This is a genomic window from Dolichospermum sp. UHCC 0315A (assembly GCF_008121535.1).
GTDB lineage: Bacteria > Cyanobacteriota > Cyanobacteriia > Cyanobacteriales > Nostocaceae > Dolichospermum > Dolichospermum lemmermannii.
This window is the reverse complement of record NZ_CP043056.1, coordinates 4,247,574-4,267,908: the sequence shown is the minus strand read 5'-3', so window position 1 is coordinate 4,267,908 and position 20,335 is coordinate 4,247,574. Positions and strand designations below refer to the sequence as shown.

The following is a 20,335-nucleotide window of genomic DNA, read 5'->3' as shown; positions in this document are numbered from 1 at the left end:
CACATCTACCCAAACAGGACATAACCAATGATAGAAAATAAAAATACCTCGTTGCTGAAGGCTGTGAAAACTGGTGATATTCAAGGAGTATTTGCACTGCTGTCTGCTGGTGCTAAAGTGGATGTTAGCGATGAAAATGGGACTACAGCATTGATGTTTGCGGCGAATTTGGGTTATACAGAAATTGTGCGATCGCTCTTGGATGCCGATGCTAACATTAACTTAACTAGAAAAACCTATAGTTTAACAGCATTAATGCTGGCTGCTAGTGCTAATCAAATAGATGTTGTTAAATTGTTAGTCTCTAAAGGGGCAAATGTCAATGCTACCAATGATGATGGTAGTACCGCATTAATGATAGCAGCACTGAAAGGTTATCTGGAGATTGTGCAAATTTTATTAGCGGCTGGTGCTGATATCAGCATTACCGACAAAGATAATGATACCGCCTTAAAACTGGCAATAAAACACAAACATCCAGCAGTTGTTAAAGCACTATCACAAAATAGTAATATTGTCAATAGCCAAGATTCAGAAGGTGATACAGGATTAATAATTGCGGCAGATTTAAGTTATTTAGAAATAGTACAAGCATTGCTGTCATCTGGGGCTGATGTCAATATCAAAAATGTTGATCATGGAACAGCACTATTAGCAGCCGCAGCAACAGGAAATACTGCTATTATCACCGCTTTATTAGACGCAGGTGCGGAAATTAATCATCAAGATAAAGAAGGTGAAACAGCCTTACATCTTGCGGTTGTGGAAGAATATGTAGATGTGGTCAAAATATTACTTCAACGAGGGGCAGATGTGCAAATTAGAAACCATCTGGGAGATACACCTTTATTGATAGCAGCATTCCAGGGATATAGTGAAATAGTAGCCGTTTTACTGGGCGCGGGGGCAGATATGGAAAAGAAAAACTTTGGAGAAGTTGCTCTTACCTTAGCAGTATCCAAAGGGCATTTCTCAACTGTGAAACTATTACTTGAGAATGGTGCAGATATTAATAAATTAGCAGATGATGGTAAAACAGCCTTAGTCAAAGCCATAGCAGGAAACTATCCCGAAATATGCCAATTATTATTAGCACAAGGAGCAAATGTGAATTTGCAAAACTCGGCTGGCGCAACTGCTTTAATGTGGGCTGTAGCGGAAGGTTATAGTCAAGCCGTGGTAATGTTAATACAAGCTGGAGCGGATGTTGATTTAAAAAATCAGGGTGGTTATACTGCTTTAATGATTGCAGAATTCAATAATTATCGCAGTATTTGGACAATATTAAAACAAGCTGGAGCGCGGGAGTAAAAATTTCAGTTTAGATGATTTTGACACGAAAAAGATCCGGGAGTTTGGTGGACCCGTCTCTTTAGAGCGGGGTGGAAAAACGACACGAGCAGATTTATCTGCTTTCAAGATTAATGTCTTTCATGGTGTGGATCGTTTATATATGCCATCACGTTACTAGTGCTTACTTTGCCCGAAGTATCATAAAAATAGCTTCTAGTCCAGAGTGACGGGAGTTTTTTTAATTCGGGGAACTCTTCTCTCAATAACTTAGAACTACGGCCTTTAAAAGCTTTGACAACATCACAGATAGGTGTTTTTTCGTCATACTCTATAAGCAAGTGAACGTGGTCTGAGGCTATTTCTTTGGCTTTAATAATCCAATCTTTATCATGAGCAACAGAATCTAAAATTTCAGATAATCTTAGTTTAACATCACCCTTTAATACAGGCTTTCTCCGTTTAGGTATCCAAACTAGATGAAGAGTAGCTAAACCAACAGAATGCTCATTGTGTCTATATCCTATTGAATCTTTTCTCATTTCTATTGGTTGAAGGATTGACATATATCAACCAATACTCTAACATAGTAAATATAGATGAATCAATAATTCACGGAAGGTAATTCAAGTGTTTGGTTGTCAACAGGTTTTACTTCATAGCGATAATGAAACAAAAGCTATTATTGAGTATCTATGTCATGAATCGAATAGCCTTTATAATTGTTCTGTTTATTATGCACGACAAATTTGGTTTAAAACCGGGAAAATAGTCAGCGGTTTTGATTTAACCGCTCAAATGAAAAACAATAAACATTTTCATGCTGGCTATGCTTCGGCAATGCAACAAACTTGTTTAAGTGTTGGTGAGGCTTTCAAATCATTTAAACAATTACTAGCAAAATCTAAAAAAGGGGAATTAAACCAAAAACCGAGAGTACCTAATTATAGAAAACCCGGAGGTTTATTTACTGTCACGTACCCAAAAAAATGGTTAAAATTAGTAGATAATTTAATTAGGTTTCCACTAGGTAATCAAGTCAAAGCATGGTTTGGGATAACTGAATTTTTCTTACCAATGCCTTCAAATCTGGAATGGTCTGACATGAAAGAAATTCGCATACTCCCTAGAAACCGTCAATTTTATGCTGAGTTTGTTTATCAAACTGAAAAGTCGATTATTGAGATTGACAAGTCTAAAGTAATTGGCATCGACCACGGTATCGATAATTGGTTAACTTGTGTTTCCAACGTGGGAACATCCTTCATAATCGACGGATTACATCTAAAATCTTTGAACCAATGGTATAACAAAACAGTTGCCAACATCAAAGAAGGAAAACCCCAGGGTTTTTGGTCTAACCGACTTGCAGCGATTACCGAAAAGCGTAACCGTCAAATGCGAAACGCTGTTAATAAAGCTGCAAGAATTGTCATCAACCATTGCATAGACAATAAAATTGGCACGATTGTTTTTGGATGGAACCAGAGGCAAAAAGACAGTGCTGATCTGGGCAAAAAGAACAATCAAAAGTTTGTTCAAATACCAACAGCTAAACTCAAAGGACGCATAGCCCAATTATGCGAACAATCGGGTATTGTTTTTGTGGAAACTGAAGAGAGTTATACCTCAAAAACATCGTTTTTAGATAATGATGTTCTACCTACATTTGGTGCAAAACCCGAAGGGTGGAAATCTAGCGGAATTAGGATTACTAGAGGTCAATTTAGAACCTCAACTGGAATCAAAATAAATGCAGACTGCAACGGCGCAGTTAACATAATCAAAAAAGTAGCTGCGATATTTAAGTTTGACTTAAGTGGAGTAGGTAGAGGCGCTTTAAGTGCGCCTAAGAAAGTTCTTTTGTGGACTCTTCAGAAATCCCCGCGTCTTCAGACCGGGGAATCTTAACATCATCATTTTGACGAGATTGCAGTAAATTCAAACTTTCACCAGAATTCAACCAACCAGATATGCGGGTTTTGGAATACAAACAGATAGAAGTGCAAGTTTCATCAATTCTCACTGCTGTTAATCCCGCTAATCCTGCTTGTTCTAATTTTTCATAAATCCAAGCAGCAATTGCTTCGCTGGTTGGTGATTCCAAACCCATAGATTCATTTAAATAATAGTGATCTAAATAATTCTCAAGCAAGGGTTTGAGATATTTTTTAATATCTGAATAGTCCATTACCATACCCTGTTTAGCACCTTTTGTTATTAAGGTATCACCAGCTACATAAACAACTCCACGCCAACTATGTCCATGCAGCCTGGAGCATTTACCATCATGGTAAGGTAATTTATGTGCTGCTTCAAAGCGGAATTCTTTAGCCAGTAGCCACTGATGATTGGTCATTGTACCCCGATATACTTGTGTGTTTGTAAGGATAGTTTATAATCAGGTTTTTGTTGTAATATCTGCAAAATCAGTGGGATTGATTTCGACGAACTGTTCCACTCAGGTTGTAAGTAGACAAGCAAATTAGGGTGATTAGATAGATGTTCTTGGTAAAAATCAATTTCTCCACCAGTCTCTATGACTATCTTAACTTCGTTAGCTCGACTCCAAAACTGACTTTTTACTGAGTATTTAGGGTTAATATGTTCTTTGGGAGATAGAGTAATCCAAGCTGCTGGGGAAACTGCTTGCCAAAAAGAGCCTGATGTTTCAATGTTAACTCGTTTGTCCGCGGCTAATAAAGCTTGAACTAAGTCAGGTAAATGCTTGTGAATGAATGGTTCTCCGCCAGATATTACCACTCTGGGAGATTTGATTTCCGCTAGAAGTTCAGCTATGGGACGTTCTACTCGTGGTAAATTCGCTCCTGGGTCAGCATAACCAGTATCGCACCAGGGACAACCGACTGGACAACCTGATAAGCGAATAAAGTCTACTAAGCAACCAGTCCAGTATCCTTCTCCCTGAACTGTACTTTGAAAAGTTTCATGAATCGGTAACTTGATTTCTAACAGCGACATTTTTAAAATCCATAACCAATCTAGTTATAAGCTTGCCATATAAAGCTTTATATTTAAAAATACTTAATAAGAGGTTAAAAAAACAACAATTTACAAATTATTAAAAAAAAGAGAAACATCAAGATGAAGTTCTGACACGACAAGGGTAAAAAGAAGTAAATTTACCTTTTACCGTTACCTTGTTTCTGCCTTGATGTTTCCTACTGTGCTAGATGTGAATAATATACATTGTTTGATTTTAGAGAGAAGTATTGGAATTATCACTTTTTATGTAAAAAAATACTTTAGTTACGAATAAATCTCTCGTAAGTATGATTTTTTGAATATTTTTGGTACTTTTGAGTAATCATGAAGAAAATATAGAAATTATAATTACTCCTCCTAATTAAAGAGAAAACACCAATTATTGGTTATGATTTGTTACATTACCCTAGCTGGCTAAAGCTAAAAAGCATACTAAACTATTACTGTATAGCCAAATACAAACACAGTAATACTCTGCAAAGAAGAATGTACTAAAGGATGCTGTACCTGATTATGAGGATGTTGTAAAGCGTCAGTTTGAGAATTTTATTGCCAAACACCAGTATAATGCGAATCAGGTTAATTTTTTAAAGGCTATGCAAAGTGTGTTTTTACAAAAGCGGAGGTTAGAAGTGGCTGATTTGTATGAGGGGGCTTTGGCTAAGTTTGGGAAAAATGCCGTTGATAGGTTTTTTTCTAATGATGAGGTGGATGATTTGTTGGCGTTTACGGAATTGTTGGCAGCGTAGATTAACTATAGGATTATAAAACAATTATGAAATACACTAAGTATTTATCAACCAGTGATATCAAAGAAGTCGAATACGAAGTAATTTCAACTGAAATGAAAATTTATTTAACACGATTATTATCACAAAAAATAATATCTAGAGATCCAGACGAAGGTGATATTATAAAATTGGGTCGTCAGAATTATTTGATCAATAAATCTAGAGCATTACGTAACTTACCTGTTTATATTCTAAAAACAGGTTTAGATGGTTTTTTTTATGAACCGCAAGAGTATATTTGGCATAATGGTGAATTTGAGATAATAATTCGTTCTCTTAATACTATTCAATTTATAGAATTTCTTGGATTCTTAATTGAAGATGAACTATTTCAGATTGAAGAAATAAACGAATTATTAATTAAAGAAAACTCTTCATTTAGATTTGATAAACAAAATGATAAAATTTTAACACGAGTTTTATCTATCAGCGACATCGACGAAACGCCAACACCAGAAAATACTCATCCAAATATTAGACAACTTGTAAGTCGAATGGATAATGCACTAGCTCAACAAGATTATTCTTTAGTGATTCACTCAAGTGCTACAATTTTTGAAACCATGGCTAAAGATATAATTGGCATTCCTAATTTACAAAATCAATCTTTGGGAGGTTTTTTCGAGAGATATAAAAATGACTCAGCCCTACCTGAGCCAATATTAAGCTGGATTCTAGATATTTACAAAGATCGAAATACTCAACCATTAGCAGGTCATGGTAGTATACACTCCCCTCTAACTTTATCTAAAATAGAAGCAACTACTCTTGTTGAAATGACAAAGACATTTGTAAAAATTGAGTATTTATTAATTTATAATCAATTAGTTACGCTATCAACGTAAATTGTTAAAAATGCTAACCGACCCCAACCTAAAATCAAAAGTGTAACAACAACCCTCCTAGTACAGGGTGGGTTGAAAGAGAGTACATCGTTGACATATCGCTCTGATATATCAATCAATGACATTAATTTGCCACTACTATTAAAACGACAAAAATTTGTCCTAACGACACTAAATTGTCACCGACGATATATAATTAGTCACTTTACAAAAAATATGGACGGTATTGGACTCGAACCAACGACCCCATCGATGTCAACGATGTACTCTAACCACCTGAGCTAACCGTCCGTAATCAACACAGATTAACAATCTATCATATAAAATATAATCTGTCAATCCCTAAAACCAAAATTTTATCCTACATATATCTAGTCAACTGCACCCGATAGCGATCCTTTTTAGTCACCGCAATTTCCCCAACTTCCAACCGTCCTTTCCCCCGAATAGCGATTAAATCCCCTGATTTAACGTGGGAACTGGCTTGGGTGACTTCCTTCCAATTGACACGCACATCATTAGAATCAATCAAATCTACCATCTTACTGCGGGACATCCCAAACCCAGCCGAAGCCACCGCATCTAACCGCAAAGAAGCTTCCACAGTCGTCATTTCCTTCTTCTTAGGTTCACGGATTTTTAACTCATTAATCTCAATGCGTCGAGTTTTCACCGGCACAGAACGCACCTGTTGCAAACTCATCTCTAAAAATTCTACTAATTCAGGGACAACAATCACCTGCGCCCCTCTTTCTCCCAACACAATTACATCTCCCGTTTTTTCCCGCACAATTCCTGTTCCCAGCATTGCGCCTAAAAAATCTCGGTGATTTGCGGTATCAAACAAGAAATTACCAGCAATATCTAAAGCCACTATCGCCACTTGAGACTGATCTAATGGTAAATCAGCACGAGCGATCGCTAACCTTTGTCTTTCCGCCTGTGGATATCCACCCCAAGCTACCGAATGCACCTCCGTCAAGCGGCTAAATACCCGTTGAATTTCCGCTAACTCCGGCGGAGACAAAAAATCTGTAAATACCACTTCCCAGGTCTTTATAGCTTGATCTGCTTGATCAATTACACGGGCAACAGTATCGCGGTTTTCAACACCTTTTAAAAGTTCTTCTCTAGGTAGCATGAATTTTTAGGAGTCAGGAGTCAGGAGTCAGGAGTCAGGAGTCAGGAGGAAGAAGGAAGAAAGAAGAAAAAAATTACCCAATTACCAATTACCAATTACCAATTACCAATTACCAATTAATTAGTTTCCGCATAACCTTGAATATTTTCTGGTTCAAACTGGCGTAAAATACGAGTAGCTTGACGAGTCAGATTTTCCGAACCTTGCACCACAATTAAATACTTACCTGCATCTAAACGATTGCGATAGGGTAAAGCATCACCACCACCCTCAAATAAACCCACGCCACCACCTACAAACACACTACCCATGGCACCGCTACCAGCACCCAAGATGCCGCCTACCACATGATTTCCAATTTCCCCAGCCCAAGCGAAGGTATCTAAACCAGTGATGAGACTGAAGGTAAAACCAGCAAAAAAGCCAAATGGTACTAACCAAATCGCCATTAATTTTACTTGTTTTTTCGCCTGTTCTTTGGGGTCAATTAAACCAAACTCATCAGCACTTTTGTATCCTCTACCGAGAATAGTGCCATTTATCCCTTCTCTTTCTAAAGCTAAATCAGCGGCTTCGGCTTGGATGCGATCTGATAATACAGCAACAAGATAATTCATCAATTTTAAAATTCAGGATTAATGTGACTTTAGCAAATCCAAAGGCTCACAAAAATTATTCACACCTTGTTTAAGAATATAAATTAAAACGGGTGTAGCCAGACTTTTGGGAAAACTCGGTATTGTCCTTAGATGTACTATCATCCCTTGAATTGACCCATTTAACAAGTCTTCTCGATATTCTTGTTCACAAATTGCCGCTCGCCATTTTTTGGCTAAAGCATCTAACCAGTCGGAATTAGTTTGTTCTGGTTCTTGTCCAGCCCGAATAGCCAGAGTCATTACCGCATCTTCTAAATCTCCATCGCAATCCTCTATCAAGTCTAATGCTTCCATTGCTTGAGGATCATCTACCAAATGAGAACGAAATTTTGCAATCTCTTGTGATGTAACTTTAGTCATGAGTTTTTGACTAGACCGGGGTTTGAAAACTATTTTACAACATTGAGGACTGGGGATTGGGGATTGGTGATTGGGGATTGGTGAAGAATTTCCTCCCCTACCTCCCCTACCTCCCCTACCTCCCCTACCTCCCCTACCTCCCCTACCTCTTACTTGACTCCTGAGTTCTGTAATTGATTTAAACCTCTCGATGTAACATATCTTTGTAGTTCTGTTAAAGCTCGGTTGTAATCCAAAATTGCTTTGACGCGATTACCTTCAGAACGGGTAAGGTCATTTAATGCGTTAATTACATCAGTTTGAGTCCCGACACCGGCTTGGAATCTCAACCGCGCTAACCGCAAAGACTCTTTAGCTTGTTCTAAAGCCACATTAGAAGTTTGTACATTTTCCAAATTTGATGCTTGGGTAGAATATGCTTGTTCTACTTGAAAGCGGATTTGGTTGCGCTGTTCAGAAAACTGAGTTTCGGCGATCGCAATATTGGTCTTAGATTGGGCTGCTCTGGCTTTTGCTGCTCCCCCATCATATAAATTGAGACTAGCCTGCAATCTCACAGAATAACCATCAACCACGCTTGTTCCATCATCAAATTGATCGAATAAGTTATACTGACCGAGTAAACTTACCTGGGGACCTAGAGATGCTAAGGCCTGTTTTCTTTGAGCCTCACTAATATTCCGATCTGCTAAAGTTTGTTGTAGTTCAGGACGATTTTGATAAGCCAAAACGATACTTTGTTCTAGTGGCTGTTGCCATAAACCTGCCAATTTGACAGGATCGGACGCAGTAATACTCACTGACTGGGGCAAATTCAACAGTGGTGCTAACTTACGGCGGGCAATTTGTTGTTGAGAAAAGGCACTAGTTAAGTCCTGTTGGGAGTTAGCTAAATTTACCTGCGATCGCAACACATCGAAACGAGTCCCCACACCAGCCCGTTCTAAAGCCACTGCATCTTTCAAACTAGCCTGGGCATTATTTACAGCTGACTGGGAAATTCTCACATTTTCATCAGCTTGTTGCAAGTCATAATATGCCTTAGATACATCTAGCCGAATTTGCTCAGATTGCCTTTCCACATCCAACTCCTGCTTACGTATCCGTTCCTGAGCTTCTTTAATAGCCCCATTACGTCTACCAGAAGTATAAAGATCATATCTTATCTGTCCTGTACCAGTAAACGCCGTAGTAGAAGAAGCATCATCTACCGATAATCCAGCATCCTGTTGTCTTTTAACACGCAATGTATCGCTAACAGTGCGACTATTCTCAACATTCGCATTCAAATCTACACTGGGTAGGAAAGCGGCTTGGGCTTCGCGGAGAACTGATTTACTCCGTTGTAGTTGTAGTACAGACACTTGTAAATCATTATTATTCCGTTTAGCCAGTTCCAGAGCCTGTGACAAACTAATTGGCTGAGTTCCTTGAACCTTCACTTCCTCTACTTGGGTCGGATATAGCAGCGGATTAGGACTAGGATTCAAATCATTAGGAACATTAGGAAAATCTACGGGCTGACTAGGTGTAGGTTGTACATTCTCCACGGTCGGAGGTGTAGGCTTTACATTCTCTGCCGGAGGTGTACTGGTTTCTGAAGTAGTAGGAACAGTTGTTTGTGCTATCCAAGTATCAGTATTTTGAGGTAAGCAGGTGTTAGAAGCAAGTAGTAAAGCCGCTTGACTCTTTGACTGAGACTGTGGACAATTGCCAGATTTTAGTAACTTTGCTACCTCTACATCACCTTGCTGATCAGAGTTACTTAAATTACTTGATTGTGGATTACTAACAGCCAGAAAATTATTATTTGATAAATCAGAAAAACCGACAAATCTACTGTGATCTTGTTTAGAAATTTTTTCTCCGTCAATGCTGAGATAATTGTCAGCAACAACTACAGGTAGACTGTGGTTGCCGATAGGCTGGATACTACCTTGACTGAAATAATTAGCAGGTAATAATCCTGGGTTACTTTTAACGTTACTTTTGGGCTGTAGGCTATTGTCTGTGAATGAATTCCCACTATTAGTAGAAATTAACACACTAGGAGAAGACGTTAGCTGTAACTGACTTACTTGAATAACATTAGCCCAAGCGGGCTGAGTTGTTAATACTGCTGCTGTCACACCAGGTAAGAAACAATGGAATAATTGCTGTCCTTTCACCGCATCCCCTCACACAAAAAATATTAATTTAGCGGCAGAATACTTGTCTTCACCACAAAATATAGCACGATCTAGAGATTTAGGCAGAAATATCGGACTATACCCTGTGTTAAACATCTGAACTCGGTTTGTCTTCAAAACGTTTGACAATCCGAGAAAGTTCTGCTTTTTCGTTTATAGTAACGCGGTTAGGCGCACCACTAATAATTCGCTCATAGTTACGGAATGAATCTTTAATATCAGGACCATCTGCCGTAATATTATATTCACGAATTCCCTTATCGTGCCACGAGCCGCGCATTTTAAATACGTTAATTGCCCGTGACATTTCTCCCCGAATTTCTACATATTGTAACATCAAAATTGTGTCTGTAATCGTAGAAATGTGGGAGTCAGTAATGGAATTAGAACCCAGGAATTGATCTGTAGTATTGGTAAAGAAACCAGTAATTTCTTCTTGTTTAGCATAACCTGTCACCCCAATTACAAACTGACGAAAAGCATTATTACTAACGCCTCTAGCCATTGCGGAAAGTGAATCAATGGCAATGCGAGCAGGTTTGAAATGGGAGATTTCTGATTTAATAATTTGTAAGTGATCTTCTAAACCAGTGGATTCAGGATAGGTACAAATGATTTTCAGTAATCCTTGATGTTCTAATTCTTCAAAATCAATTCCCCAGGAAGAAGCATTCCGGGAAAGTTGGGCGCGAGATTCTTCATAAGCAAATAATATGGCTCGTTCACCATTAACACAGCCATCTTGAATAAACTTACTCACTAATAAAGTTTTCCCAGTTCCTGTAGCTCCTGTGGCTAAAATAATCGAATCTTTAAAGAAACCACCACCACACATTTCATCAAGAATTTTCACTCCAGAAGATACGCGCACATTAGAAGATCGTTGTGTTAAACGCATTGCTCCCAAGGGGAATATATTGACTCCTTCATTGGTAATTGTGAAGGGATATTCGCCTTTCATGTGAGTTGTTCCCCGTAACTTGAGGATTTCAATAGTTCGGCGGCGACGTTCTCCTTCTAAGACGTTACGAGCAATTATTACATTATCAGAAACAAATTCTTCAACTCCAAAAGATGCTACTGGTCCATATTCTTCACCCCGTTCAGTGGTAATGATGGTGGTGACATTCAATAATTTCAGCCGTGCTACTAACCGAAAAATTTCTCGCCGGACTACTCCTATCGCTTCATATTGTTGAAATATGGCGGTCATGGAATCAATGGAAACCCGTTTAGCTTTATATTTACGAATGGCATATTGTAAACGTTCAATCAGGGCTGATAAATCAAAATTACCTACGATATCTTGACCTTCAGGATCAGGAGATGCGTCGAGAATAAATAATTTACCTTCATCAATTAAACCTTGTAAATTCCAATCAAAAATATGGGCATTTTTAATAATGTCACTGGGTGATTCTTCAAATGTGACAAATACTCCTGGTTCGTCGAAGTAGGTGATGCCATTATAAAGAAATTGCAGTGATAATAAAGTTTTGCCAGTTCCTGAAGTTCCACTAATTAAAGTAGTTCTACCAACAGGTAAACCGCCATGACTAATATCGTCAAAGCCCTCGATCATCGTGCGAATTTTTTCGACACCAATAGGTATTTTTTTGGGTTCAGGTTGCTCTTTTTTATTCATGGTTTGTCTAATATGGATATTCAACCCAGGTTCTTAAAATCAAGAAAGTTTTTAATTATTTTTAATAACTAAATAAATATACCAAATTGCAGGTAAAAAAATTCCCGAATTTTCATCAAAGAATGGCTAACACCACGGCTTTACTCTTGCCTCCTGCATTTTGTGTTATTCTTTCCCATATTCTTCACTCAATTCTTCATACAGCAGATCCAACCCAATTAATACTCTTTCTCTATCTGTTAAATCACCAATAATTTTTCGCACAGGTGGGGGCAGAATTTTTGATAGTGTTGGTGTGGCGAGTATTTTATCCTCTTCGGCCAACTGGGGGTTTTTCAGGACATCAATTACTTTTAAAGCATAAACTCCTTGAAATTCTTCTTCTAAGATATTTTTGAGGGTTTTTAAAGCCCGCATTGAATTAGGGGTATTTCCTGCTACATATAGCTTGAGAACATAGGTCTTTTTAGCTTCATTCATACAATATAAACTCCTAAAAACATAGAGGTGAAAGACCAAAAGCCGTATTCTTTACATACACAATCAAGCATTAATTCATCATGAATGCAAATTCTACTTTGGAATATTCAACGGAATTTTAGCAACAGAACAGCGATAAATTTCACAAAGATGTGCCAAAATATCTATTAAGGTTAAACGGTAATCGAGCAATGTTTCATCGCTTCTGCCTTCCATCCTTAATTGCTTAGAAAATTCATCAATGACTTCCATGTGCATTTCTATAATTTGTGGTATGGGAATACCTATATAAAATAAGGTATTAACAAATTTATCAAGTTTTTCTGGTAGTGTTTTGTCACTGATAAAATAATTGATAATTATTTGACGGTAATCTGATTTAAGTGAATTTAAAATTTCTTGTTTTTCGATAGCAGCCATGTCCTGAAAATTTTGTGTCTTTTTTTCCTGGCTAACTGCAAGGAAATAATTATCTTTTTGATCTGGGTTTTGTGGCTGACAATGGGGCAAATAGTATATTTGACAAAGTATAGGTTGCCAGTAACATTGAGTGATTAATTTCTCAAGGAAGTTCCATATTTGAGCAATTAAACTTTTGTGCCTCTCTTCTACAAATGGTCTATCGAGAATTTGTTTTATATTTGTTTGTAAAAGCAATATAGGTAATAACATCTACTATTTATAGATCATGAATTTTTGAAAGTGCAATACAAAGTCACGCAATCAATTATACATAACAAGGCTAAGTAATATAACTGATAAATTCTTTGATGGCTCATTGCATTGAGAGAGAGTCATGGCTAATGGATAATGTGTATGAGGATATCCGACGGCAGATAGATGACATTATTTCACTTATTGATAAGATACTTAAACGAACTTAAAGAATTGTCGCATTTTAAATCATTATAATTCCTCAAGGTTCTAAAGCGAATCTTTGGAGCCATAATTATTGTTGTAGTTGTCACCATAGAAAATGATGATTTCCAATATCAGTAGCTTTTCTGGTAAATATGGTTACTTGCTCCGGGTAGAAACTCACATATTGGATCACAAGGGTAAAAATTATTGGTGATTGACTTCGAGACAATGTATGTCCATGACGGAGTGTGACCACAAGCTATAGCTAAATAGCTAGTTTGAAGAGGTCTGTCAATTGTCACCAGAATCGCTGATAGCGTCGCGTAGCCATTCTCAATATTCCTGGAGGATATTGCTTCAGGCTTGAAAACTATCTAAACCAAGTGCTGATGGTAATGCTGAAGTTGATTACAAGCAGAAAGACCACCGAGGACTTATTTTAATGCTACAGTACCCACTTGATGAATTTATAGTAACTGTACCAATGTGCTGGGAAACGAATACTCTGGCAGCAGTGCTGGATATTTTTGTCGAAGAACAGTGCGATCGCTTGGTAATAGTTAATTCCCAACAATGCCCAATTGGTGTATTGTATTCTGCTCGATTACTGCCACAATTCTTAGCCGCGGATGCTGATAACCACCTCTTAAATTTGCATTTGCAACAACCACTCTCACAGGTGGATAAATCCCTCATAGCGCCAATACAGACCATACCAGCCGCAGCAAATCTGGAAAAATTTAGTTTATTTCTCAAGCATCAAGAAGCACAACAAAAAAGTAACTTAGATTGGGCGCTAGTTGATTCAGATGGTAAATATTTAGGAATCCTAAATACTTTAAGCCTATTAATATTGTTAGCTCAGAAGAAAATTTCCATTAGTTTAACCAAAGCAGAAGAAAGTCACAAATATGTGACAAACACCAAAACTTCTCCACACCAAAAAAACATCAAAGATACAGCCAATAAATGCCAGCCAAAAATACACAAGTCTATAGTCCACTTATTAGCTAGATTGCCCTGGCCAATGATGTTACAAACTGGTCAAGGCGAAGTAGTTATGCAAAACCTCCCTTGGTGGCAACAACTAGGAACATCAAAAGATCCTGAAGGCATTAGAAAACAGGTAGAGACTATACTTACTCCAAAATATATTTATACCAATCCTCAAGAAAATCAGAAAACCGATACTTTCACGACGCACAAACAAAGTATCTCACCGACAGTTTTTTCTCCTGACTCACCATCAGCTTTCCCTTTTTTGCAAGAACCATCTCTGCCGATAAATGACGGTTCTAACCACTGTGTTTTCGATAAGAAATTGGGTATTTGTACTTGTGTGGTGGAAATTAAAACTGGTCAGGAACGAGTTTGGGAATTTGCAAAAATTCCTTTAGATAGTAACGAGTTAAAAATTTGGGTTTCGGAGTCAGAATTACCAAAAAATTCAGAAGAACTATGGTTAATATTAGCCACAGATGTAACTGAACAACAACAACTTTGCAAAGAGTTGGCAGCAAAAAATGCCGATTTGATTCAACTCAATCGCTTAAAAGATGAATTTTTAGCTTGCATTAGTCATGAATTAAAAACACCGTTAACAGCAGTTTTAGGACTATCTCGCCTTCTGGTAGATCAACAGTTGGGACAATTAAATGAGCGTCAAGCTCGTTATGCTGGATTAATTCATCAAAGTGGTAGACATTTGATGAGTGTGGTGAATGATATTTTAGATTTAACGCGAATGGAAACGGGACAGATGGAACTTACCCTCACCTCGGTACAAATTCAAGTAGTATGTGAACGGGCTTTCTCAGACGTTAAAAACATTCATTATCAAACTCACAAAACTAAACAATCATCCCCAGCGGAAAATCAAAATTTATCTAATTCTAATCACCAATTTAGCCTAGTAATTGAACCAGGTTTAGGAGAAATGGTAGCAGATGAATTACGCTTGCGACAGATGTTAGTACATTTACTTTCTAATGCCTTTAAATTCACGGAAATATCTGGGGAAATTGGTTTACGGGTTAGCCGTTGGGAAGGCTGGATTGCCTTTACTATTTGGGATACAGGGATTGGAATTCCTGAACAACAACAACATTTAATCTTTCAAAAATTCCAGCAATTAGAAAACCCACTCACTCGTCAGTTTGAAGGAACGGGTTTAGGATTAGTATTAACTAGAGCTTTGGCTCGTTTACATGGTGGAGATGTCAGTTTCTTATCTCGTGAGGGGAAAGGGAGTCAGTTTACTTTGCTTTTACCTCCAAGTCCACCAAAAGCCAGTTTTAATGAGTCTGAAGACATAGCGACCAAGAGGGAAATAGGCAATATCATCAATTCTTCTCCTCAAAACCTCAATAGTTCTTCCCAAAGACTGGTGTTAGTAGTGGAAGCAGTAGCTCAATATATTGAAGAATTAACTGAACAACTTAAAGGTTTAGGTTATCGTGTTGTTATTGCTAGATCAGGAACAGAGGCACTAGAAAAAGCTCGACGTTTGCAACCAAAGGCAATATTTTTAAATCCTTTACTACCTTTACTTTCTGGTTGGGATGTGATGACTTTACTAAAATCTGATGTTTTAACTCGTCATATTCATGTTATCGTCACAGCCACAGCGGCCGAAAAGGAACAAGCATTTAATAAACAGGCTGATAGTTTTTTGAGTTTACCAATTAAGCATCAAGCATTGGCATCATTGTTAGAAAAAATATCAACAACAACTGAATTTAAGAATTCAGTGATGGAAAATCATCAGATCAATTCTCAAAATATTCCTTTGCGAATTCTCAGGTTAGTAAATCCGGAAATAGAGGCTATTAATCTCTACCCTTCTCTGCGAGAACATCGAGTTATTGAAGTAGATGATTTAGATCAAGCAGATTTATTAGCGCGAGTTTGGCAGTTTGATGTAATTTTACTAGATATGGAAATTTCTACTGCTCGCACTTATTTAGAACAATTAACAAAACATCAAAGATTGGCAACTTTACCATTGGTAACTTGTGATGTTGCGACTACTTTAGCTGCTTCCCAAATACCAGGATTGTCTGTATTTCCTTGTTTAAGTCCCTTAACACAGAAAAATAATCATCAAAATTATAAACAAGATGCTTTAGCATCTGTATTACAAATTGCTGCTGGTATTTGTTGTCCAATAAATATTTTAGTTGTAGATATAAGTATGCTGAGTGATTTATCCACGGTAAAACGCAAACCACTTAAAGATTATCAGTCAGTCAAAAGTTCTTTTATTAATTTTGAAGATGAGCAAATTAATCGAGGATATGAGTGGTTTCAAGCTTTAATTCAATACTTACAAACTGCTGGTTTTAGAGCTTCTATTGCCGGTTGTTGGTCGGAAGTTGTCCAACAAGTCAGTCATCAAAGTGTTGATTTACTTTTGATTTGCTTGAACGAGACGGCAATGAATAAGGAAGTACAAAAAGCTCTTGAATCATTAGGGAATTTACCATTTAATTTGCCGCCAATTTTGGTACTTGACCAGAAATTCAATGAACCCAATTATGGAAATGTAACAAAATCTCGGAAACAACGATATACATCTTCTGTAGAAACTGCGGTTCGGGGAATTGCTACCCAGATATTACCCCGTTCGATTTCAATGGAGGAACTATTAATTCAGATTAATCAATCTTTAGCAAATTAGACTATGATTTATTTGATTTATTTGATTCATTTGATTGTGATGATGAAAATAATCCTCACAATAATCAATCATCACAACAATCAATCATCACATAAATCACATCAATCAAAAAAATCATATTAGACTATGATTTATCTGATTCATTTGATTGTGATGATAAAAATAATCATCACATAAATCACATCAATCAAAAAAATCATAGTTTAAGACAAGTTATCTAGTTTAGCTGTTTTCAAAGGAATGCGAATGAGATGATAAGCGCCTTTGGTGGCTAAGTTTTTGTAAGTATCAGGTGGTAAGTCCATTTCCTGAAATTTTCCCTGTTCAACTAAGATTAACAATGATGGTGGTCTGTTTTCTTGTGATGATTGCTTTTGAATATATTCAAGAGCTTGTTGAGAAAATTTAATGTAATTAACGTTTTTGTGCGTGTAGAAAGTCACGGTAGGTTTTTTGAACCCAACCATAATTAATTCTTCATTGGGTTGTTTTGATTCAACAATTAGGGCTGATAATTCTCTCAGAGGTAGTTGACGCTGTTGGTCCATAATCGAAACAGCAGGCATTAAGGAAATAGCAATAAAGGCTATAAATCCTAATAAATTAATTGTAATTATCTGTTGATAACGGTGACTTAATATTAAGATAGCCGAAGTAACTGTAGATAGTAACCAAATTATTCCCGCAAATTTGAGGATTCCTGATTTCTCCATTTGTACATATAATTCAGGAGCAGCAGGATCAGGCCCAGCAATTTGGGTAAGATTAAATAGGGCAATGGAAATAACTGTTAGAAAAGCTACGTTTACCCAAGCACTGATGCGTAAAAATTTGGGAGGAGTCGGAGTTTGTGAATTGGGGAAAAGATCACTCCAAAATAATGCCACAAGAATAGCTGCTGCTGGCATTAAGGGTAATACATAACTGGGTAATTTGGTAACAGAAATTGTGAAAAATCCAAATACACCCAAAAACCATAAACAGACAAATAAACCTAATTGTTGAGAGCGTTCTTGCTTTAACCACTGCGATCGCTGCAAAAGATTTACTCTAACTAGAGCCGCGGGGATGTACACTGAATATGGTGCAAAGCCCAACAAAACGACTAAAAAGTAAAAATACCAAGGGGCTGAATGGCCATTAACAACTTCGGTAAAACGGTCTATATTGTGATAGATAAAAAAGGCATTAATAAAATTCCAGCCGTTGCGCCAAGTTACCAAAACATACCAAGGAAGTGAGATAACTAAAACTATCCCCATTCCCAAAATCGGCCGCATTTCTCGCCATAGTTCCCAAAATTTCCCCACATACAAGGCAAAAGCAATCATAATTATTCCTGGTAAGACAATGCCTACAGGACCTTTAGTTAATATTGCCCCAGCAATTAAGACATAACTTGCTAAATACCATTTATTGGGAAGTCGCCAATTAGCAGTGACGATTGGGGAATTATTCTGAGCATATCCCAGGAAAAAACATAATAAAGTTGAACCTATACAGCCATTGAGTAACATATCAGAAACCCCTGCTCTGCCCCAAACAATCATTTCTGCATTGAGTGCCATTAAAGCAGCGGCAATGGCGGCTGTAAAGTAACGTCTAGGCAAATTAGTAACTTGTTCTAATTCATCTTTTTTGGCAAAGTACCACTGCACAGTGTAAAATGCCAAAGCAATTACGCCCATTGCTGCCAATGCTGAAGGGATACGCACAGCCCATTCATTTACTCCCATAATAGAGTAAGCGATCGCTTGACACCAATAAATTAAAGCAGGTTTATCAAAGCGCGTTTCACCATTAAAAAACGGCGTAATCCAATCACCAGTTACCAGCATTTGTCGGGAAGCTTCCGCAAACAGCGGCTCAGTCTCATCAATTAAGCCCACATTACCCAAATTCCAGCCAAAAGCTATCCAACCAATTACCAATAACCACAGGGACGAAACAGCCACAGCTAGGACTGGACGCTGTTCTAAATTATTCAACCACTTATCCACCACTTGCCAAGAAACACTCAATTTTATACTCATGAATTCATACTTAAAGACACTGGAATCGCGTCCTGCCAATACACAATAGTTTACAATTCAAAAAAACTCCTGAACTCCTTCCTTCTTCCTCCTGAACTCCTTCCTTCTTCCTCCTGAACTCCTGAACTCCTTCCTTCTTCCTCCTGAACTCCTGAACTCCTGAACTCCTGACTCCTGACTCGGTGACTCCTGACTCCTGAACTCCTGACTCCTGACTCCTGAACTCCTGACTCCTGACTCGGTGACTCCTGACTCCTAACCTCTCCAATATCACCTATTTTGTAACACTAACTGCCATTCTTGAGTTTGCGGATTCCATTGGGGAGAGGAAGTTTCTCCCACAACATAGGGACCCCAATAACGTCGAGAACCATCTTGAGCAAAAGCCACCAAAATATCACCTTTCTCAAGTCTTAAATTAGCTTGAGGTAAAGATAAAACTAACCCGCTCTCACTTCCTTCTTCAGGAGCAAAATCCCAATGAGCCGGAATATCAGATTTAGATTTATTCGCAGCCGCACTTTTGAGGGATGATTGTCTAGCTAACAATGCTAGACGGACAGGTTGAGTAGTTTTGTTGCTAATGCGAAGCAATCCAGAAGCCTTGTTTTTACTATCAGAGTTAACCTGATAGGCTACAACTGTGGACTGATTTTTTTGCGGACTTGATTCTACTGAGTCACTTGGTGTACTATCTAAGTTAATTTCATCCCCATTTTTACCACTATTTGTCATCATAGATGGGGTTGTTTCTGGATTTGTAGACTGAAAAGATATCCGCATATCTAAGCATCCTGTCATGATCCCCATGAATCCTAAGGCTGAAAGACTGATAATGAAGTTACCATACCGATCAAGGAAGTTTTTCATAATGATATAGCTTTAGAAATAAGATTTTTTGTAAGCTAAACCCGATGGTTACAAATGATCCCCAACCGTAATTAGAGTGGTTTACTTAGGTTCTCCAAAATAAATTATCCAGTTTCATCAAGTCAAAACGACTTTTTCTGTTCCCTATTCCCATGCAAAATACTCGCTTGAACAACCTATTAGAAACAATTTTCAGTAGCTTGAGTGAATGGTTTCTTAATCCTTGGCGGCGGTTATCGCTAATACTAATTAGTTTTTTGTTTGGCTTTTTTTTGGGATCAGCAGTATCAACAACCGCTGGACAAAAGGCAGAATTAGACATTGTGGTTGCTGGATTTTTAGTGCTACTGACTGAAATTACCAGTAGAATATTTTACAGTCGGAGTTTTTTTGTTCGCCAAGCATTTTGGGTAGAAATACTCAACTATCTCAAGGTTGGTTTTATCTACAGTCTATTTCTAGAAGCGTTAAAACTGGGTTCGTGAT

18 protein-coding genes and 1 tRNA gene are annotated in these 20,335 nt (G+C 37.6%); 6 read left to right on the top strand and 13 right to left on the bottom strand.

Annotated elements, in window-relative coordinates; genetic code table 11:
- Positions 1–27: 27 nt before the first annotated feature.
- Positions 28–1,311, top strand: coding sequence for an ankyrin repeat domain-containing protein (locus BMF77_RS20280; protein ID WP_148765342.1), 1,284 nt, complete (start codon positions 28–30; stop codon positions 1,309–1,311).
- Positions 1,312–1,421: 110 nt separating this feature from the next.
- On the opposite strand, the gene tnpA is transcribed toward BMF77_RS20280, so the two are convergent.
- A complete protein-coding gene (gene tnpA, locus BMF77_RS20275; RefSeq protein WP_148767117.1) occupies positions 1,422–1,832 on the bottom strand; it encodes an IS200/IS605 family transposase in 411 nt (136 codons plus the stop codon).
- An 88-nt stretch (positions 1,833–1,920) separates the two neighbouring features.
- On the opposite strand from tnpA, the gene BMF77_RS20270 reads away from it, so the two are divergent.
- Entirely contained in the window at positions 1,921–3,201 is a 1,281-nt protein-coding gene (locus BMF77_RS20270; protein ID WP_371415566.1) for an RNA-guided endonuclease InsQ/TnpB family protein, read from the top strand.
- Here the strand turns inward: BMF77_RS20270 and queD are convergent.
- Positions 3,140–3,649 carry a 6-carboxytetrahydropterin synthase QueD gene (gene queD, locus BMF77_RS20265; RefSeq protein ID WP_148765338.1) on the bottom strand — a complete coding sequence of 170 codons (510 nt, stop codon included), beginning with the start codon at positions 3,647–3,649 and terminating at the stop codon, positions 3,140–3,142. The genes BMF77_RS20270 and queD overlap by 62 nt on opposite strands.
- The gene (locus BMF77_RS20260; RefSeq protein ID WP_148765336.1) at positions 3,646–4,272 is read right to left on the bottom strand and encodes a 7-carboxy-7-deazaguanine synthase QueE; all 627 of its coding nucleotides are present in this window, start codon (positions 4,270–4,272) and stop codon (positions 3,646–3,648) included. The genes queD and BMF77_RS20260 overlap by 4 nt, the downstream gene beginning before the upstream one ends.
- Before the next feature lie 572 nt (positions 4,273–4,844).
- On the opposite strand from BMF77_RS20260, the gene BMF77_RS20255 reads away from it, so the two are divergent.
- Both BMF77_RS20255 and BMF77_RS20250 read left to right on the top strand, forming a co-directional pair.
- Positions 4,845–5,045: a hypothetical protein gene (locus BMF77_RS20255; RefSeq protein WP_246863172.1), complete on the top strand. Its 201-nt coding sequence runs from the start codon at positions 4,845–4,847 to the stop codon at positions 5,043–5,045.
- A gap of 26 nt (positions 5,046–5,071) precedes the next feature.
- Positions 5,072–5,932, top strand: a complete 861-nt coding sequence (locus BMF77_RS20250; RefSeq protein ID WP_148765334.1) for a hypothetical protein — start codon at positions 5,072–5,074, stop codon at positions 5,930–5,932.
- Positions 5,933–6,149: 217 nt separating this feature from the next.
- On the opposite strand, the gene BMF77_RS20245 is transcribed toward BMF77_RS20250, so the two are convergent.
- The 8 genes from BMF77_RS20245 to BMF77_RS20210 all read right to left on the bottom strand — a co-directional run bounded on the left by BMF77_RS20245 (position 6,150) and on the right by BMF77_RS20210 (position 13,078).
- Positions 6,150–6,223 (bottom strand) — tRNA-Val (locus BMF77_RS20245).
- Between the two features lie 70 nt (positions 6,224–6,293).
- Complete coding sequence (locus BMF77_RS20240) at positions 6,294–7,073, bottom strand: photosystem II S4 domain protein (RefSeq protein WP_148765332.1); 780 nt, start codon at positions 7,071–7,073, stop codon at positions 6,294–6,296.
- A 116-nt stretch (positions 7,074–7,189) separates the two neighbouring features.
- The gene (locus tag BMF77_RS20235) at positions 7,190–7,690 is read right to left on the bottom strand and encodes a hypothetical protein (RefSeq protein ID WP_015081533.1); all 501 of its coding nucleotides are present in this window, start codon (positions 7,688–7,690) and stop codon (positions 7,190–7,192) included.
- Between the two features lie 18 nt (positions 7,691–7,708).
- Positions 7,709–8,092 carry a hypothetical protein gene (locus BMF77_RS20230; protein ID WP_148765330.1) on the bottom strand — a complete coding sequence of 128 codons (384 nt, stop codon included), beginning with the start codon at positions 8,090–8,092 and terminating at the stop codon, positions 7,709–7,711.
- Between the two features lie 149 nt (positions 8,093–8,241).
- Positions 8,242–10,260 (bottom strand): TolC family protein, encoded by a 2,019-nt coding sequence (locus tag BMF77_RS20225; RefSeq protein WP_148765328.1) that lies wholly within the window; start codon positions 10,258–10,260, stop codon positions 8,242–8,244.
- A 109-nt stretch (positions 10,261–10,369) separates the two neighbouring features.
- Complete coding sequence (gene kaiC, locus BMF77_RS20220; protein WP_148765326.1) at positions 10,370–11,926, bottom strand: circadian clock protein KaiC; 1,557 nt, start codon at positions 11,924–11,926, stop codon at positions 10,370–10,372.
- A gap of 165 nt (positions 11,927–12,091) precedes the next feature.
- Positions 12,092–12,406, bottom strand: a complete 315-nt coding sequence (gene kaiB, locus BMF77_RS20215) for a circadian clock protein KaiB (RefSeq protein WP_148765324.1) — start codon at positions 12,404–12,406, stop codon at positions 12,092–12,094.
- Between the two features lie 93 nt (positions 12,407–12,499).
- Positions 12,500–13,078, bottom strand: coding sequence for a KaiA family protein (locus BMF77_RS20210; RefSeq protein WP_148765322.1), 579 nt, complete (start codon positions 13,076–13,078; stop codon positions 12,500–12,502).
- Positions 13,079–13,709: 631 nt separating this feature from the next.
- Between BMF77_RS20210 and BMF77_RS20205 the strand changes: the two genes are divergently transcribed.
- Entirely contained in the window at positions 13,710–16,946 is a 3,237-nt protein-coding gene (locus BMF77_RS20205; RefSeq protein WP_148765320.1) for an ATP-binding protein, read from the top strand.
- A 203-nt stretch (positions 16,947–17,149) separates the two neighbouring features.
- Here the strand turns inward: BMF77_RS20205 and BMF77_RS20200 are convergent, their stop codons facing one another.
- Both BMF77_RS20200 and BMF77_RS20195 read right to left on the bottom strand, forming a co-directional pair.
- Positions 17,150–18,979 carry a glycosyltransferase family 39 protein gene (locus BMF77_RS20200; RefSeq protein WP_148765318.1) on the bottom strand — a complete coding sequence of 610 codons (1,830 nt, stop codon included), beginning with the start codon at positions 18,977–18,979 and terminating at the stop codon, positions 17,150–17,152.
- A gap of 270 nt (positions 18,980–19,249) precedes the next feature.
- The gene (locus BMF77_RS20195; protein WP_148765316.1) at positions 19,250–19,849 is read right to left on the bottom strand and encodes a hypothetical protein; all 600 of its coding nucleotides are present in this window, start codon (positions 19,847–19,849) and stop codon (positions 19,250–19,252) included.
- A 152-nt stretch (positions 19,850–20,001) separates the two neighbouring features.
- Here BMF77_RS20195 and BMF77_RS20190 point away from each other — a divergent pair, with 152 nt between their 5' ends.
- On the top strand, positions 20,002–20,334 hold the full coding sequence (locus BMF77_RS20190; RefSeq protein WP_015081524.1) for a DUF565 domain-containing protein: 333 nt from the start codon (positions 20,002–20,004) through the stop codon (positions 20,332–20,334).
- Position 20,335 lies beyond the last annotated feature (1 nt).

What these genes read in the sequence shown, in the direction of transcription:
- BMF77_RS20280 (WP_148765342.1), top strand. Translation starts at nt 28, where the DNA reads ATGATAGAAAATAAAAATACCTCGTTGCTGAAGGCTGTGAAAACTGGT.
- tnpA (WP_148767117.1), bottom strand. Translation starts at nt 1,832, where the DNA reads ATGAGAAAAGATTCAATAGGATATAGACACAATGAGCATTCTGTTGGT.
- queD (WP_148765338.1), bottom strand. Translation starts at nt 3,649, where the DNA reads ATGACCAATCATCAGTGGCTACTGGCTAAAGAATTCCGCTTTGAAGCA.
- BMF77_RS20260 (WP_148765336.1), bottom strand. Translation starts at nt 4,272, where the DNA reads ATGTCGCTGTTAGAAATCAAGTTACCGATTCATGAAACTTTTCAAAGT.
- BMF77_RS20250 (WP_148765334.1), top strand. Translation starts at nt 5,072, where the DNA reads ATGAAATACACTAAGTATTTATCAACCAGTGATATCAAAGAAGTCGAA.
- BMF77_RS20240 (WP_148765332.1), bottom strand. Translation starts at nt 7,073, where the DNA reads ATGCTACCTAGAGAAGAACTTTTAAAAGGTGTTGAAAACCGCGATACT.
- BMF77_RS20235 (WP_015081533.1), bottom strand. Translation starts at nt 7,690, where the DNA reads ATGAATTATCTTGTTGCTGTATTATCAGATCGCATCCAAGCCGAAGCC.
- BMF77_RS20230 (WP_148765330.1), bottom strand. Translation starts at nt 8,092, where the DNA reads ATGACTAAAGTTACATCACAAGAGATTGCAAAATTTCGTTCTCATTTG.
- kaiC (WP_148765326.1), bottom strand. Translation starts at nt 11,926, where the DNA reads ATGAATAAAAAAGAGCAACCTGAACCCAAAAAAATACCTATTGGTGTC.
- kaiB (WP_148765324.1), bottom strand. Translation starts at nt 12,406, where the DNA reads ATGAATGAAGCTAAAAAGACCTATGTTCTCAAGCTATATGTAGCAGGA.
- BMF77_RS20210 (WP_148765322.1), bottom strand. Translation starts at nt 13,078, where the DNA reads ATGTTATTACCTATATTGCTTTTACAAACAAATATAAAACAAATTCTC.
- BMF77_RS20205 (WP_148765320.1), top strand. Translation starts at nt 13,710, where the DNA reads ATGCTACAGTACCCACTTGATGAATTTATAGTAACTGTACCAATGTGC.
- BMF77_RS20200 (WP_148765318.1), bottom strand. Translation starts at nt 18,979, where the DNA reads ATGAGTATAAAATTGAGTGTTTCTTGGCAAGTGGTGGATAAGTGGTTG.
- BMF77_RS20195 (WP_148765316.1), bottom strand. Translation starts at nt 19,849, where the DNA reads ATGAAAAACTTCCTTGATCGGTATGGTAACTTCATTATCAGTCTTTCA.
- BMF77_RS20190 (WP_015081524.1), top strand. Translation starts at nt 20,002, where the DNA reads ATGCAAAATACTCGCTTGAACAACCTATTAGAAACAATTTTCAGTAGC.